General features: G+C 64.7%; 10 protein-coding genes. All 10 read right to left on the bottom strand.

Going from position 1 to position 16,437, the window contains the following annotated elements; all coding sequences use genetic code 11:
* Positions 1-27: 27 nt before the first annotated feature.
* The 10 genes from K4L06_RS09580 to K4L06_RS09535 all read right to left on the bottom strand — a co-directional run bounded on the left by K4L06_RS09580 (position 28) and on the right by K4L06_RS09535 (position 16,169).
* Complete coding sequence (locus K4L06_RS09580) at positions 28-642, bottom strand: TetR/AcrR family transcriptional regulator (protein WP_221671178.1); 615 nt, start codon at positions 640-642, stop codon at positions 28-30.
* Positions 639-2,096: an efflux transporter outer membrane subunit gene (locus K4L06_RS09575; RefSeq protein ID WP_221671177.1), complete on the bottom strand. Its 1,458-nt coding sequence runs from the start codon at positions 2,094-2,096 to the stop codon at positions 639-641. Before K4L06_RS09575 ends, K4L06_RS09580 begins: the two co-directional genes overlap by 4 nt.
* On the bottom strand, positions 2,089-5,286 hold the full coding sequence (locus K4L06_RS09570; RefSeq protein ID WP_221671176.1) for an efflux RND transporter permease subunit: 3,198 nt from the start codon (positions 5,284-5,286) through the stop codon (positions 2,089-2,091). The genes K4L06_RS09575 and K4L06_RS09570 overlap by 8 nt, the downstream gene beginning before the upstream one ends.
* A 12-nt stretch (positions 5,287-5,298) precedes the next feature.
* Complete coding sequence (locus K4L06_RS09565; RefSeq protein ID WP_221671175.1) at positions 5,299-6,477, bottom strand: efflux RND transporter periplasmic adaptor subunit; 1,179 nt, start codon at positions 6,475-6,477, stop codon at positions 5,299-5,301.
* 689 nt (positions 6,478-7,166) lie between these two features.
* Entirely contained in the window at positions 7,167-7,427 is a 261-nt protein-coding gene (locus K4L06_RS09560) for a hypothetical protein (protein WP_221671174.1), read from the bottom strand.
* A 283-nt stretch (positions 7,428-7,710) separates the two neighbouring features.
* Complete coding sequence (locus tag K4L06_RS09555) at positions 7,711-8,106, bottom strand: hypothetical protein (RefSeq protein ID WP_221671173.1); 396 nt, start codon at positions 8,104-8,106, stop codon at positions 7,711-7,713.
* Positions 8,107-9,343: 1,237 nt separating this feature from the next.
* On the bottom strand, positions 9,344-9,673 hold the full coding sequence (locus tag K4L06_RS09550) for a hypothetical protein (protein ID WP_221671172.1): 330 nt from the start codon (positions 9,671-9,673) through the stop codon (positions 9,344-9,346).
* Positions 9,670-14,049, bottom strand: a complete 4,380-nt coding sequence (locus tag K4L06_RS09545) for an RHS repeat-associated core domain-containing protein (protein ID WP_221671171.1) — start codon at positions 14,047-14,049, stop codon at positions 9,670-9,672. Before K4L06_RS09545 ends, K4L06_RS09550 begins: the two co-directional genes overlap by 4 nt.
* Before the next feature lie 166 nt (positions 14,050-14,215).
* Entirely contained in the window at positions 14,216-15,205 is a 990-nt protein-coding gene (locus tag K4L06_RS09540; protein WP_221671170.1) for a hypothetical protein, read from the bottom strand.
* Positions 15,206-15,491: 286 nt separating this feature from the next.
* Positions 15,492-16,169 (bottom strand): DsbA family oxidoreductase, encoded by a 678-nt coding sequence (locus tag K4L06_RS09535; protein WP_221671169.1) that lies wholly within the window; start codon positions 16,167-16,169, stop codon positions 15,492-15,494.
* Positions 16,170-16,437: the final 268 nt, after the last annotated feature.

The following is a 16,437-nucleotide window of genomic DNA, read 5'->3' as shown; positions in this document are numbered from 1 at the left end:
CCGTCGATTCAAGCATGCGCGCCGCGGCTAGGCCGACAGCAGGCTAGGCAGGAACTGCTCCAGCGCCGCCTTGACCTGGTCCACGGTCAGGTCCGGCTGCGAGATCGCGCGCATCGCCAGGCCTTCGATCAGGCTTTGCAGGATCAGCACCCGGGTCGCGACCTGATCCTGCGGCACGCCCAGGCCGCCGTCCTCATGGCTGCGCGCGAACCAGGCCGCCAGATCGGCGCGGAACACCCGGTCCGAGGCATGGGTCGCCGCGGCGATCTCGGCGTCGCGGGTGGCCTCGGCGGTGAGTTCCAGGAACAGCGCCGCGCTGGTGATGTTCGGGTCGTTGGCCTGCCACTGCTGGAACACCTCGGCGATGCCCGCGACCAGGTCGCTGGTCGCGTGCAGCTTGGCGATGTCCGAACGCGCTTCCTCCAGCTGGCGCTCGATGATCGCCAGGATGATGTCGTTCTTGCCCTTGAAGTAGCGGTAGATCAGGCCGGCGCTCATGCCGGCCGTCTCGGCGATGTTGGCCATGCTGGCGGCGTGGAAGCCGTGCACGACGAAACACTGCTGCGCAGCGACCAGGATGCGCTCGCGCTGGGCTTGCGCGCGCGCTTCTGCCTTCGCGGTGGGCTTGCCCGGAGTGCTCATTGGCTGCGCTCGTTCCAGCCACCTCCGAGCACTTTGTACAGGGTCACCCGATTGGCCTGCTCGGCCAGGCGGGTCGACACCAGGCCCTGTTGCGCGGCGTAGAGCGTGCGCTGCGCATCGAGCTGATTGAGGTAGCTGTCGCGGCCGGCCTTGTAGCGCGCGGTCGACAACTGGTCGGCGCGGCCGGCGGCCTCGACCAGCGCTTCCTGGGCCTGGCGCTGCTCGGCCAGGGTCTTGGTCAGCGCCAAGGCATCGGACACGTCGCGGAACCCAGCCTGGATCGCCTTCTCGTATTCGGCCAGGGCGATCTTCTGATCGGCCTTGGCCGAGGCCAGGCCCGCGCGCAGCTTGCCGCCCTGGAAGATCGGGAGATTGACCACCGGCGTCACCGACCACACCCGGGTATTGCCTTCGAACAGGCCCGACAGTTCGTTGCTGCCGCTGCCGAGGAAGCCGGTCAGGCTGATCGACGGGAAGAACGCCGCGCGCGCGGCGCCGATGTTGGCGTTCTGCGCGCGCAGCACGTGTTCGGCCTGGAGCACGTCGGGGCGGCGCAACAGCACCTCCGAGGGCAGCCCCGCCGGCAGCGCGGCCAGCCCGGTCACGCCGTCGGTCAGCTTCTGCGGCAGCAACGCCGGATCGACCTGTTCGCCGACCAGCAGGTTGAGCGCGTTGGTGTCCTGCGCGACCTGGCCGGCGTAACGCGCCGCGTCGGCGCGCGCCTGCTCGACCTGGGTGCGGGCCTGGCTCAGTTCCAGCCCGGACACGGCGCCGAGTTCGCGCCGCTTCTGGGTCAGGTCGTAGGCCGCCTGCTGGTTCTTCAGCGTGGCTTCCGACACCGACAGCAGCTCGCGGTCGGCGGCCAGGGTCAGGTAGGCGTTGGCGACTTCGGCGATCAGGCTGAGCTGGGCGGCGCGGCGCGCTTCCTCCTGGGCGAAGTAACGCTGCAGCGCCGACTGGCTGAGGCTGCGCACGCGGCCGAACAGGTCGAGCTCGAAGTTGGCGATCGAGGCGCCGGCGGTGTAGAGGTCGGTGACGTTCTGGTTGTCGCCGCCGCGACGCTCGAGCTGGGCGACGCCGTTCAGCGCCGGCACCCGGTCGGCGCGCTGGATGCGGTACTGCGCGCGCGCCTTGTCGACGTTGAGCACGGCCACGCGCAGGTCGCGGTTGTTGACCAGGGCGCGGGCGATCAGTTCTTCCAGGTTCTGATCGACGAAGAAATCGCGCCAGCCGATGTCGGCCACCGCCGCGCCGCCGCCGGCGACGGCCTCCTGCGAGGCCGCCGGGTCGGAGCTCAGCGGCTGCGCGCCGACGAAGGACTGGGTGGTCGGCGGCAGCGGCCACTCGCCGGCGATGCCGGACTGCTGCTCGGGCAGCTTCGGCGCCAGGCTGACGCAGCCGCTGGCGGCCAGGGCGATCGCGATCGCCAGGGCGTGGAGGGAGAACTTACTCATGGCTGTGCGCTCCTTCTGCGGCCTGCGGCGAGGGCGCGTGCTTCTTCTTTCTGACGAACACTTTTTCCACCACCACGAAGAACAGCGGCACGAAGAAGATGCCGAGGAAGGTGCCCACCACCATGCCGCCGAGCACGCCGGTGCCGATCGCGCGCTGCGCGCCGGAACCCGCGCCGCTGGCCAGGGCCAGGGGCAGCACGCCCAGGCCGAACGCCAGCGAGGTCATGATGATCGGGCGCAGGCGGTCGCCGACCGCGGCCAGTGTGGCCGAGATCAGGTCCATGCCCTTCTCCAGGTTCTCCTTGGCGAACTCGACGATCAGGATCGCGTTCTTGCTCGACAGGCCTACCGTGGTGAGCATCGCCACCTGGAAGTAGACGTCGCGCTCCATGCCGCGCATCCAGGTCGCCAGCACGGTACCGAGGATGCCCATCGGCGCGATCAGCAGCACCGAGGTCGGGATCGCCCAGCTTTCGTACATCGCCGCCAGACACAGGAACACGATCAGCAGCGACAGGGTGTACAGCAGCGGGGTCTGCGCGCCGGCCTGGCGTTCCTGGAACGACAGCCCGGTCCATTCCAGGCCGATGCCCTGCGGCAACTGCGCCACCAGCTTCTCGACCTCGGCCATGGCCTCGCCCGAGCTCACGCCCGGCTTGGCCTCGCCGTTGATTTCCAGCGCCGAGACGCCGTTGTAGCGTTCCAGGCGCGGCGAACCGTATTCCCAGCGGGTGCTGGCGAAGGCCGAGAACGGCACCATCTCGCCCTTGTCGTTGCGCACGTACCAGCGGTTGAAGTCGCTGGGCGCCATGCGGAACGGCGCATCGGCCTGGATGTAGACGCGCTTGACCCGGCCGCGGTCGACGAAGTCGTCGATGTATTGGCCGCCCCAGGCCGCCTGCAGGGTCGAGTTGATGTCGGCGATGTTCAGGCCCAGGGCCGAAGCCTTCTGGTTGTCGACGTCGACCCGGAACTGCGGCGTGTCTTCCATGCCGTTGGGACGCACGTTCTGCAGCAGCGGGCTTTGCGCGGCCATGCCGAGGAACTGGTTGCGCGCGGCGACCAGCGCATCGTGGCCGAGCGCGCCGTTGTCCTTCAGGTAGAACACGAAGCCGTTGGAGTTGCCCAGTTCGAACACCGCCGGCGGCGCCAGCGCGAACACGAACGCGTCCTTGATCTGCATGAAGCTGCCCATGGCGCGGCCGACCACGGCGTTGACGCTGTTGTCCGGCATCGGCGTCTTGCCGAAGCTGGTCAGCCAACGCCAGCGGTCGCCCCAGGTGGCTTCGCGCTCTTCCCACGACTTCAGCTGCGAGAACGCCATGCCGGCGTTCTGGCCGTTGCCGGCGAAGCTGAAGCCCTGCACGGTGAACAGCGAATCCACGGCCGGGTCGTTGAGGAACTGCTCTTCGACCTTCTTCAGCACCTCGCCGGTGCGTTCCTGGGTGGCGCCGACCGGCGCCTGGACGATGGTGAACAGGAAACCCTGGTCTTCCTGCGGCAGGAACGAGGACGGCAGACGGAAGAACATCACGCCCATCAGCGCCGCCATCGCCGCGAACACGATCATGAAGCGGCCGGCGCGGGTGACGATGCCGTGCACCGCGCCCTGGTACTTCTTGTTGCTGCGGTCGAACTTGTCGTTGAACCAGCCGAAGAAGCCCTTGTCGGACGCGTGGTGGCCCTTCTCGATCTGCTTGAGCATGGTCGCGCACAGCGCCGGGGTCAGCACGATCGCGACCAGCACCGACAGGCCCATCGCCGAGACGATGGTGACCGAGAACTGGCGGTAGATCACGCCGGTGGCGCCACCGAGGAAGGCCATCGGCACGAACACCGCCGACAGCACCAGGCCGATGCCGACCAGGGCGCCGGTGATCTGGTCCATCGACTTGCGGGTGGCCTCCAGCGGGGTCAGCCCCTCCTCGCTCATCACGCGTTCGACGTTCTCGACCACGACGATGGCGTCGTCGACCAGCAGGCCGATCGCCAGCACCACGGCGAACATGGTCAGCATGTTGACCGAGTAGCCGAACAACGCGAGCAGGCCGAAGGTGCCCAGCAACACCACCGGCACCGCGATCGTCGGGATCAGGGTGGCGCGGAAGTTCTGCAGGAACAGGTACATGACCAGGAACACCAGCACGATCGCTTCGAGCAGGGTCTTGACCACTTCCTCGATCGCCACCCGCACGAACGGCGTGGTGTCGAACGGGGTGACCGCCTTCAGGCCCTTCGGGAACGAGGGCTTGAGCTGTTCCAGCTCGGCCTGGATCGCCTGCGCGGTGGCCAGGGCGTTGGCGCCGGTGGCCAGCGAGATCGCGATGCCGGTGGCCGGCTTGCCGTTGAAGCGGGCGATGGTGCTGTAGTCCTCCTGGCCCAGTTCGACCCGGGCCACGTCGGACAGCTTCAGCACCGCGCCGCTGCTGTTGGCGCGCACGACGATGTTCTGGAACTGCTCGGCGGTCTGCAGGCGGTCCTGCGCGGTGACGGTGGCGTTGAGCTGCTGGCCCTTCACCGACGGCGTGCCGCCGAGCTGGCCGACCGCGACCTGGGCGTTCTGCGCGCGCAAGGCGGTGATGACGTCGTTCGGGGTCAGCTTGTAGGTATTGAGCTTGTCCGGATCCAGCCAGATCCGCATCGCGTACTTGGTGCCGAACAGCTGGGTGCTGCCGACGCCGTCGACGCGGGCCAGCGGATCGACCAGGTTGGCGGCGACGTAGTCGGCGATGTCGGCGCCGTTCATGCTGCCGTCTTCGGACACGAAGCCGATCACCAGCAGGAACGCCGAGTTGGCCTTGGACACGCTGACGCCCTGCTGCTGCACGATCTGCGGCAGCAACGGGGTGGCCAGCTGCAGCTTGTTCTGCACCTGGACCTGGGCGATGTCGGGATCGGTGCCGCTCTCGAAGGTCAGGGTGACGCCGGACTGACCGTCGGACGAGCTGGTCGCCGACATGTACATCAGGCCGTCGATGCCCTTCATGTTCTGCTCGATGATCTGGGTCACCGAGTTTTCCACCGCCTTGGCCGAGGCGCCGGGATAGGACGCGTTCACCGATACGGTCGGCGGCGCGATGGTCGGGTACTGCGAGATCGGCAACTGCGTGATCGCAATCGCGCCGCCGATCATGATGATGATCGCCAAGACCCAGGCAAAGATCGGGCGATCGATAAAGAACCGTGCCATGAAATTCTCCGATTACTGCTTCGGCGCGGCGGCGGGCGCGGCGTCCGGCTTGGCCGGTTGCGCGCCCTTCTCGACCGCATCGACCGGCATGCCGGGACCGATCTTCTGCAGGCCTTCGACGATGACCTTGTCGCCGGCCTTCAGACCGCCCTCGACCAGCCACTTGTCGCCGATGGCCTGGCTGACCTGCACTTCGCGCGGCTCGACCTGGCCCTTGGCGTTGACCACCATCGCGGTCGCGGCGCCCTTGGGATCGCGCGACACGCCCTGCTGCGGCACCAGCAGCGCGTTCTGGCGCACGCCGGTACCGACCTGGGCGCGCACGTACATGCCCGGCATCAGGATGTTGTCGGGGTTCGGCACCACCACCCGCAGCAGGAAGCTGCCGGTGCCTTCGTCGACGGTGACCTCGGAGAACGCCAGCTTGCCGGCGTGCTCGTACTTGGTGCCGTCCTCGAGCAGGATGGTCACCGGCGTGCTGGCCTCGGTCAGGGTGCCGGCGGCGATCTGCTTGCGCAGGGCCAGCAGTTCGGCGCTGGACTGGCTGATGTCGACGTGGACCGGATCGAGCTGCTGCACCACCGCCAGCGCATCGGCCTGATTGGCGGTGACCAGCGCGCCGGCGGTGACCGCCGACTTGCCGATGCGGCCGCTGATCGGCGAGGCGATGCGGGCGCGGCCGAGCACCACGCCGGTGCTCTGCACCTGGGCGCGGCCGGTGGCGACGTCGGCGCGGGCCTGCTTGAGCGTGGCGGTGGCGTTCTCGTCGTCCTGCTTGCTGACCGCGTCGATCTTGACCAGTTCGGTCGAACGGCGGGCATTGAGCTGGGCCGAATTCAGCGCCGCCTCGGCGCGCGCCAGCGTCGCCTTGGCACTCTCGGCATCGGCGGCGTAGGTCTTGTCGTCGAGCTGGTACAGCGGTTGGCCGGCCTTGACCAGGCCGCCCTCGGTGAACAGGCGCTTCTCGACGATGCCGTTGACCTGCGGCCGGACCTCGGCGATCAGCGAGGCGCTGGTGCGCCCAGGCAGCTCGCGGGTCAGGGTGATGGTTTGCGGCTTCAGGGTCACCACCGTGACCTGGCCCTTCTGGCCACCCGGCCCGCCGGGACCGCCCTGCTGGTCGCCGCCCCCGCCGCAGGCGGCGAGCGCCAGGCAGAGCACGGAAACGGTGAGAATTGTCTTATAGGACATGGACTTGCGCGACGGCATGGGGGAGCCTCAGGTCGTTGGTGCGGCCAGGACGGACCGCGGGCACATCATAGAATGAACGATCATTCTCTTTTTTTGGGCGCGCGCGGTCAACCCGGCAGAGGGCCTTTCCGGCTTGCCGGATCCGGGGTTTTGTTTCACATGGCGTCGACGCGGGTGGTGCCGGCCATGGACCGCTGCGCACCACCCTGAGGGGTAGGAGCGGCGTCCCACGGGATTTCCTTCGGTCACAAGCCGCGACCTCCATACCTCAACCTTGCCGCGCAGCCCTACTGCTCCTGTAGGAGCGGCGTGAGCCGCGACCACCGAAGCGGCGCAATACCACGCCTCCATCCGAAGCCATGTCGCGCAGCAAAACGATGCGACCCCGCACCGCGGCCCGACGCAGCCCCGCCATTCCCGTCGCCCCACCGGCCGCAGCTCATGACCGGAGAAAATCCCGCGGGACGCCGCTCCTACGGGAACCGCACCGTCATTCCGCGCAACCGGCGGCCATCAACAACGGCCGCACGCGCAGAACCGATCCCGAATCCGCTCCAGCATCGGCCCCTCTCCCGGCGCACCGGCAAGCACGACATACACAACCCCGCGGTCCGCAAGCTCGTAAGCGGACAGCGTCATGGCCCGCCTTCCCCCCACCCTCGTCCGATACACGCCGGAATCGATGGAAATCAAATCGCCCCCCGCCGCTGGGGCTTCGCGATCTTGCGAACGCCCGGGCAGTAAGGGTGCGGATCGACCGTGAGGCTGGCCCTGCTCGCGCCCACCCGGATCTCGCCCTGGGTCGCGTCGATGCCATCGTGCAAGGAAACGGCGACCGGCTCGGGGGTCGCGATGCAAAGGGCGAAGCGCTGACTGACGACGTGCGTCTGGCTGGGATCGGCGGTGCAGCCTCCTGCCAACAGCGCCAGCAACGCGACCAGAGACTTCATGCTTCGATCTCGCCCTTGGAGCACTTAGATTCACGAGTTCAGGCAACTCACGACGATCGGACTACTGGCGAGCAGTCAATCTTCGCCCCAGATCCGTACAAAGCGAGTACTCGCCGGCACCATCCACATTACGGCAATTCGCAACCGCAGCCTCTACGTCTACTGGGTTCAAGCCGTTCCTAAACTCCTGAGGAAGGTGGAACACCGCCGTCAGTAGATCCTTTGGATCGCAAATGCTCGGCCAGCTAAGTTCGCAACGGAGCCACTCGACGGCTTACACAGACTAGCGATCACGAAAGAACACAAGGGCGCTCTCAGGCGAGTCCACATCTAGGAAGAACGAGAGCTCATCATCAGTTCCCCGAAAAGCCACGATCGCGTACGGCGCCTTGCATCGGGCATCAGAGTAGCGACTGAAGACAAATAGAACTCGGCCTTCGTCGCCTTCTTTCTCCCAACGCCCCTCGGCCTGCACCGGCGAGCTGGAACTAACTCCATCGCAAACATGGGACAAAGGGGCGTGCTCCATAGTGAAGCGCCCATCAGGCTGCATTAAAAATTTGCCGCCCGCATGCGACCCTTTTGATATCCACCCTCCAGCCAAATTTCCAACATCACCTTTATCGCATCCAACTGCAAGAAGCACCACTCCAAGCACAAACACGTCGCGCATTTTCATTTTTAGCCGCACCTGGAAAGTTCAAGGATCAGATCGAAGCGTCAAGTGATAGGGCCAACAGTGATTGGTTTCCAATCCAAAGATTGCCCCGACCCCTTCTTCGCTATTCCACCCATAAATTCCGGCACAACATCATCAAATTAAAGATAACCACTACAAGTCCAACTATCAGCAGAACGACCACTCCGCATCGAGCATACATTCCTACCCATATCAGTATATTTGAATGTAATCCCATACTCGTCGCCAGAAATCCTCTCATAGAAGAAACTTACTGACCGACCAGGATCGTGATTTTTCAGAAATTCCTCACTAACGTACCTCGGCGACAACTCACTAATTTGCTCTGGAAAACTCCGTTGTCAGACTTGTACGTATCCAACGCCCTGACCAGCAACATCACCTCGGCCCGCGCGCGCTCGTATTCGGCACCGCGCCCAGGATCCGAACATGCCGGGAGCACTGCAATCAAGCTCAACAGCGCAAGCCAACAAATCACCTTCTGCATGCACACGCATCCTTTGATTAAACGCAGGCCCTAATTTCCGAACAGTACGCCACTCACGCCACCCACTCACCGACCTAGAGCGCTGAAGCCAATTTATAGCATTCCGATTCTTTCCCCGCCCTATCCCTACATAACTTCTGCAAAGAGGATCGATCATCTTCGCTCAAAATTGAAGGATCTCGTTTGGCCATCTCAAATATAGCGAGAACATGAAAGAACGGATCTTCATCCCCCGCGGCAACTTTCACCTCCTTAACGAGGACAGGGAGCACTTCACTCTCTCTGCCGACGAAGAATCTAGCGAATCCTGACCGACGCGGCCGATATTCACTGACCGCACAGGAGTATGCATCGACCAATTCCTGTGGACTAAGTGAGGCCGCCATTCGCCTCTGGTCGTCATCGGGCATCGAATCCACCTTCGAAAAGTCCGAGCAGCCCTCCCCCTTAGCAACGCAAGCTGCTGTCGCGCAACCAAAACACAGCAAAAGGAACCACTTCAGCCCTTGCATCCGCACGGATTCAGGCCTCCATTTTCCAGCTTGTACCTCGCAAGATCTGCGGCCACTCTCTTTTCCATGCTATCGCCGGGTTTCTCGCAGGAAATTGAGTCGTGCGCCGCTACCGAGCCGCCATAGTTTTCAGCAAGCCGTACGATGTCCTGTGCGACACAATCTAAAAGATGCTACGGCCCCGCTCCTACCTCTACCGCAATCCCAGAGGCACGGCCTACCGCTCATCACGCGAGCCACGACGTGATTTAAAGAGTGCCACAACCACTAAAGCGAAAGACAAAACAGCAATCGCCCATCTTGCGGATGCCACTTCATCCAACAAGATCGACAGCGCCCGCCCCACTGCCATATATTCTTGAGAAGACGAATCGGCGGGCATCACAGCCAGACGAAAAGCACTCACAAAAGGAATGAGCAGCATATAGCAGATACTCAACCAGACAGTTACCAACCCGGCCGCCACAATCCTGATGTTATTAGCAATGAAACAAACAATCAGTGCAACTGCGGCCACGACCAGAACAATAATCATAGGAGCGTTCATTTATGGCATCCGCATGGGTCTAAAGATATTTTTCCACTTCTTTCCGCATCTGCACGAGCAGCACCGGCATCAATGTCAGCGATACTATCTCGATCCCAGTTTTTCGCACCATCAAGATAGTCGAAAGCTATTCCGAACATGCGCACATCGTAATATCCACCCGGATAGTAGTATTTGCTCGCATACCCTGCTATATAATTTCCGAATGCAGGGGCAGAAAGCCTCTTTCCATCCACAAAAAAAGTTGAATCTTTCCGGGTTGCCTTGAAGTCATATTCGCCTGTATGGTTTTTATACATTCTATATGCCCGCACAGGCATCGGGACCTCAGTCACGCTCTTCCTAATATTATCCAGAAAGTCCTGGGTCTCACACTCGGAGTAATCCTTGCGAGGGTAAGTCCGAACAAACGCGGACTGTAGCCCGAAAGGATCGATCTTCGAATTTGGATCTGAGCCGGTGTATGAATAAGTACTGACCCCACCCATCAACCCGATTGGATCGCTCTGTGAGTATCGTCCCGTCGTTGAATCGTAATCCCGAAAATAGTTGTAGTTCAGCCCCGTAGCCGCATCGAACCGCTGCCCCGGGAACCGCAAATCGAACACGAACGCAGTGCCATCCTGATCCGGATCCTGATTCGGCGCATCGTTGCCGAAGGCCTCGCCCTTGGCGTTCCAGGACCAGATCGCGACGTTCCGATCCGCATCGATCACCGCGCGCGGCGTACCCAGGTGGTCGGGTTGGACATAGTGCAGCTTCTGCGCAGCACCGGCACCGGCCAGCAGACCGACCGGCGCGTCGCCTAGCCACACGGCCTGCTGCCGGGCCGCGCCGTTGGCGTCGTAGTCGCCGATCCAATGCCCGGCTTCGTCGTACAGGGTGTAAACCGCCGCCGGGCCGCTGGCGCCATCGGTCGCGGCAACCCGCTCGCCCCTGGCGTTGTAGCGGTAGCTGCGGTTCACGACGCCGCCCGACTTGACCTGGCTCATGCGGTCGTTGGCGTTATAGACGAACTCTTTCGCCGTGCCGCCGATGCTGGTGGTGTTGCCGACCGCGTCGTAGCCGCGGACCACGCCGCCGACGTCGGTCAGACGATGGCTGTTGGCCGGGTAACCGTACGTGGTCGTCGTGCCGGCGCGCTGCAGGCTGGTGCGGTTGCCGGTGGCGTCGTAGCCGTAGGTTTCCAGCGGGGTGCCGGTGGGGCCATCGCGGGTGGTCTTGAGGCGGCCGAGGGCGTCGTAGTCGTACTTGGCCAGCAAGGCGCTCTGGAGGCCGTCCTTGAGTTCGGTCAGCTCGCCGACTTCGTCGTAGCCGTAGCCCAGCGACAGGCCGCCGCTGGCGGCATCAAAGATGGTCTTGGCGCGGTAGTCGAGGTCGTGGCTGCGGCTCAGGCTGCGGCCGTTGCCGTAGGTCCAGCCGCTTACCGGGCCGAACGGCCGGTAGCTCGCGCCGGTCAGCAGCGCGGTGCGGACGCCGCCCGCGGGGGTGACGTGGACCTGGGTCACGCGGCCGCCGGCGTCGCGGGTGTATTCGGCGACGGCGCCGTCCGGGTAGGTCAGGGCCTGCATGCGGCCGGCCGGGTCGTAAGCGTAGCGCAGGACGAAGCTGCGGCCGTCCACGGTCTGCAGCTTGCGCGCCACCCGGCCGAAGCGGTCGTAGCAGTACTTGAGCGCGGTGCCTTCGGTGCGCATCGCGGCGACCTGGCCGACGGCGAAGGTTTCCCCGGCCGCGCACTCGGCGTTGACGCTGTCGTAGTCGTATTCGACGTCGTTGCCGCCGCTGCCGTAGGAGATCGTCTTCGGCCGGCCCAGCGCGTCGTAGCTGTAGCTGTGAGCGACGGCGTCGTTGGCGTCCTGCTTGCTGATCAGCTGGCCGGCGGTGTCGTAGCCGTAGGTCGTGACGCCGGTGTCCGGGCTGGTCAGCCGGATCTGATCGCCCAGGCCGTTGTAGCCGTAGCTCGTGCTCAGACCCTTGGGGTCGACGACCTGGGTCAGGCGGTCGTTGGCGTCGTACTGCAGCCGGGTTTCGACGGCGAGGCCATTGACGTCCTGCAGGGTGCGCACCAGGCGATCGAGCGGGTCGTGGTCCTGGTCGGTCACCCGGCCGAGCGCGTCGGTGGTCAGGTTCGGGTTGCCGCGGCTGTCGTAGGCGAACGAGGTGGCGTTCTGCGCGGCGTCCTTCACCGCCTGGACTTCATCGAGCAGGTTGAACACGCGCGAGAACGAACGCGTCAGCGTACCGTTGGCGGCGCGGGTGTCCTCCTGGGTGCGGTTGCCGCGGCTGTCGAGGGTGTAGTGGATCGAGTTGCCGGCTTCGTCGGCGATGTCGGTCAGGCGCCGGGCGGCATCGTAGGTATAGGCCGCATAGGCGCCGTCGGGCAGGGTGACCCTCTTGACCAGGCCGGTCGGCCAGTAATCGACCCGGGTGACCAGATCGTCGGCTTCGCCCGCATGGTCGGGGCCGCGCGCCTTGACCGCCAGCAGCCAGCCGCGTGCGTGATATTCATAGTCCGTGACCACGCCGTTGCGGTCCTTGGCCGACAGCGCGCGGCCGGCGCCGTCGTAGCGCAACACTTCAAGGACCACCTGACCCAAGGCGTTTTCGACCTGCCACAAATCGCCCTTGCGATGGACGCAACTCGCCGGGGACGTCGCACAGCCCGGATCGTCGCTGGCGTAGTACCTGTAACGGATGGCATCGGCCACATCCGTACGCGGACCGTCTTCGGATGTCGGCAATCCCAGCAATGGACATGCCCCGGCCGCGATGTCGCCTTGTTCGCAATAGGCGTACGTGGTGGAGCGCGGGGCGAGCAAGCCGGTAGGATCCGTCACGGTCGCACTCAGCGCTTGACCGCGAGAGTTGTAACTCCAGGAGGTCTTGGCGACCAGCGCGCCCGAAGCGTCGAACACACGCCGCTCGGTCGGCACGCGAAATTCCGCATGCCAGTCGGTCTGGGTGGTGCGCCGATGGCCCGCGGCATCGTTGGCGGCCTCGACGACCTGCAGCGGAAGACCGCGGCTGTCGTGGTCGTAATCGGTGGCGACGCCGTTGTCGGTGACGATGTCGTACCGACCGTTGGCGTCGTAGATGTACTCCACCTGCCTCGGGGAGCATCCGTTGCAAGCCGTAACGATCTTCTTCGGCACGACTCGGCCGTTGATCGCGGTCAAATTGAGTTGCCGCGAAGCGCCCGACGGCAGCCCGACCGCGGCGTACGTGACATAGGTACGATTATTGGAAATCGTATAGGTCGCTTTATAGGCATCCGCTCCAGCCGCCAACGACGTCCCGGTGGCGTGCATGTGGTTGTACGTCGTCGACGACGTACGCATGCCCGACTCGTCGATGACGCCGGTCAAGGCGCCGCTGTTGTTGGTGGTGACGTATCCGGATTCGTTGTAGAGGTACTGGATCGAGCTGCCGTCCTGGTATTCGACCTTGGTCAGCCGTCGTTCCAGGGTATAGGACAGCTTGATCGAGCGCCCGTCGGGCAGCGTCAGCTCCCTGATCAAGCCATCGGTGTTGTACGAAAATCTTAGCTGTCTTCCGACCATATCGCGGACGAATGCCAGCCGTCCGTCCGAGCCATAGGACAAGTATTGCCTATGGCCTGCAAGATTGCGGATTTCCACCAGGCGACCGGCCGCGTCGAACAGCTCCCTTCGTCCGTCGTCGTCCTCGAACTCCCAGCCCGTCGGCAGTTCCGTAAGACGGCTATCCATATGCGCTGCCGGCAGCCAGCCCGAAGCGGCGCTGGCCTTGGTGAATCTTATGTACTTTCCGTCCGGGCGAGACACGTAGACGGTCGGCTTGGAGCCCCACTCCATGCGCGCTACGCGACTGCCGTAGTTGAATGTCCTGTTTCCACCGAGAACGAAGGAATCCGCGGGCAGGATGAGTCCCGGCAAGATGAAGTTATAGGTCCAGGAGAACTCGAGCGGGAAAAGACCCTCGCCGCGATACTCGACCTTGGACTCGAACTTGTTACCGTTTCCCGCGTTGATCGGGTCGCCGAAACACTGTCCCGGACACTCCGGAGCGCCGGCGTTGTACTCCGGCTTAGCTTTTTCGGCCCATCCGAACGAGCCGTAATAGCGGTAGTCTCCATCGCGCAACCAACCCGCCCAGTACGCTCCCGTGCAGTACTCGCTGCCGTAGCCGTGGGACTCAACGAAATTGACGCAAGCTTGCCTCGCCTCGGCATCGTTCGCGCAAATCGCTTCCACCTTGCGATGCGTCGGATAGATCGAGTAGCTCAAATCCTCGTCGCAGGCAGCGAAGGCCGAGACCGGTAAAACCAGCAAGATCCAGCCGAGCGCCAACAGCGCAACCCACGACGTCAATCGAAAAATCGGATACCGAGCCTGCATGGCCAAGCCCTCCCTGGCGCCAAAGACGCAGGGAATTTGCCACGCAAGTAAGAGGCATGCAAACGGATTCGCTAAACACATTAAGCGCTCGCCGAATCAGCACACTCGGCTACACATTCACTTCGCACCCGCTAACGCGACCAGACCCCGCAGGCATCGGCTGCCCTCATCGATAAGGGTTGTAGGTATAGACCGGACTGCTCGCCTCCGGAATGCGGAAGTAATTCGCCGCCAACGCCGCCGGATCGGTCGCCAGCGCGCCGCGGCCGGGGCCGTCGTCCTTGTCGTCCCAGCCCCAGGGCGCGTTGGCCGCATTCGCGGTGCAGCCGATCGCGCCGCTGCCGCAACCGCCGCTGTTGTTGCCGGCGAAGCTGCCGTAGGCGGCGAACAGGACGGCGTTGTTGCGCTGCTCCCACATTCCGCCCGGTTCGAAGATATCGACCAGCTTGTACTGCACGTTGCGGTCGTCCGGCCCGGACGGCACCTCGGCGGCGGTCGACGAGGGGTAGTAGATCAGGCCGTCGCCGCGGATGTCGTAGGCCGGCCAGGCCTTGAGGCCGTGGCCCTTGGCCTCCTGCGCGGTGACCGGATGCGGCAGGCCTTGATGGCTGGCGAAGGACAGCGGGCCGTCGACGTTCTCGGCGTTGCCGGTCCAGTCGCTGCCGGCCGGAACGTAGGAGAAGAAGTCGGTGTGGGCGACGGTGACCGCGGCCTTGAGCCGGCCGTAGGTCGAACCGTCGCGTGCGATCGCGAACATCACGCCTTCGGCGTCGTTCTCGTGTTCGGTATCGAAGAACGAGTCGGTCCAGTCGCGCGGATGGAAGAACAGGTAGGTGATGTACCAATGGGTGGCGGTCTCGACCACCGAGTAATAGGCATGCGCGGCCAGCGGATACGCGGCCTGGCCGGCGCGGTCCCAGTTGTTGCGCGCATCCAGGTCGCCGTCGAAGTCGTAGCGGGCGATGTAGTCGGCCGCGCCGCCGAGCGCGTGTGCGCCGGTCTGGTCGACGTCTTGGTAGTGCACCGGCGCCCAGCGCTGGGCCAGGGCGGCGCGGTCGGCGGCGGATTGCGCGGACAGGGCATGCGCGGGGTCGGAAGCGACTGCGCATATCGCGGCCATCGCGGCCGCGGCAACGGAAGGGAACCGGAATGCCATCGCGACTCTCCTGGACGAGGAAGTCGCAGCATGCCCGCGCGCCCGTGGCAGGAATGTGGCAGCCGGCGCAGACACGTGCAGGCGCCAGCGCCGATCCATCCACCGCGAAAAAGAAGGCTGGCGGGCGATGAACCGGCTGGCAAACGAGGGGGAGTTGCGGCCCTGAAGCCGCAGTCCCGATGCTACGCAGCGCCGTGCCGCGGCACAAGCCGCGCGGCGACGGCGTTCACATCGATCGGTGCGGGCCGTCGACGCGCCGATCCGCGTTGCCGACGCCCGCCCATGCTCAACCGGCCTCGCGCGGCATCGCCGCGATCTGCCGCAACGCGGCCTCGAACTGCTCGACCGGTTGGCCGCCCTGGATCAGATGGCGGTCGTTGAGGATCACCGACGGCACCGCGCGGATGCCCTGGCTTTGGTAGAACTGTTCCTGCTCGCGAACCTGCGCCGCGTACTCGTCGGAGTCCAGCACTTGCCGCGCGCGTTGCGCATCCAGCCCGACCGAGGCGGCGACCTCGGCCAGCACCGCCGGCGAAGACACGTCCTGGCCGTCGGTGAAGTAGGCCTTGAGCAGGGCGTGCTTGAGCGCGCGTTCGCGGTCCGCGCCGAACGTTCCGGCCCAATGCAGCAGACGATGCGCGTCGAAGGTGTTGTAGATGCGGTTGCGGGCGTTGAACTCGAATCCCAGCGCGGCGCCGCGTTGGCGCAAGGCCTCGCGGTTGCTGGCCAGTTGTTCCGGGCCCAAGCCGTATTTGTGCGCCAGGTGCTGGTCGATGTCTTCGCCTTCGGCGGCCATCTGCGGATTGAGCTCGAACGGCTGGAAGTGCAGCTCGACCTGGATCTGGTCGCCGACCCGCGCGATCGCCTGCTCCAATGCGTTGAGCCCGACCGCGCACCAGGGGCAGACCACGTCGGAGACGAAGTCGATCTTGATCCGCGGGGCCGGGGAAACGGCCTGGTTCATGCGAAAACTCCGCGCTCGGCGCTGTCGGGAAGACTTCCACCATGCGGCCGCGGCGGGAAAGGTTCAATCCGACCGGGTGCGCATGCGCGGATCGATGCGTTCCACGGCCATCGCGAAGCGACGCGATCGGGTCCGGCGACGGCACCGGATTTCACCCCGGCCTCACCCGACTTTGCCGCAACTGACCGTTGCCGCTGCGGCTATGGCGCGCGCCCGGCGCGGTGCCCACACTGTGGACTCGCGACTCCGCGCCATGCGCGTTCGCCGA

The sequence above is a fragment of the Lysobacter sp. BMK333-48F3 genome, from assembly GCF_019733395.1.
In the GTDB taxonomy this organism is placed as follows: Bacteria; Pseudomonadota; Gammaproteobacteria; order Xanthomonadales; family Xanthomonadaceae; genus Lysobacter.
This window is presented reverse-complemented; position numbering and strand designations above follow the sequence as displayed.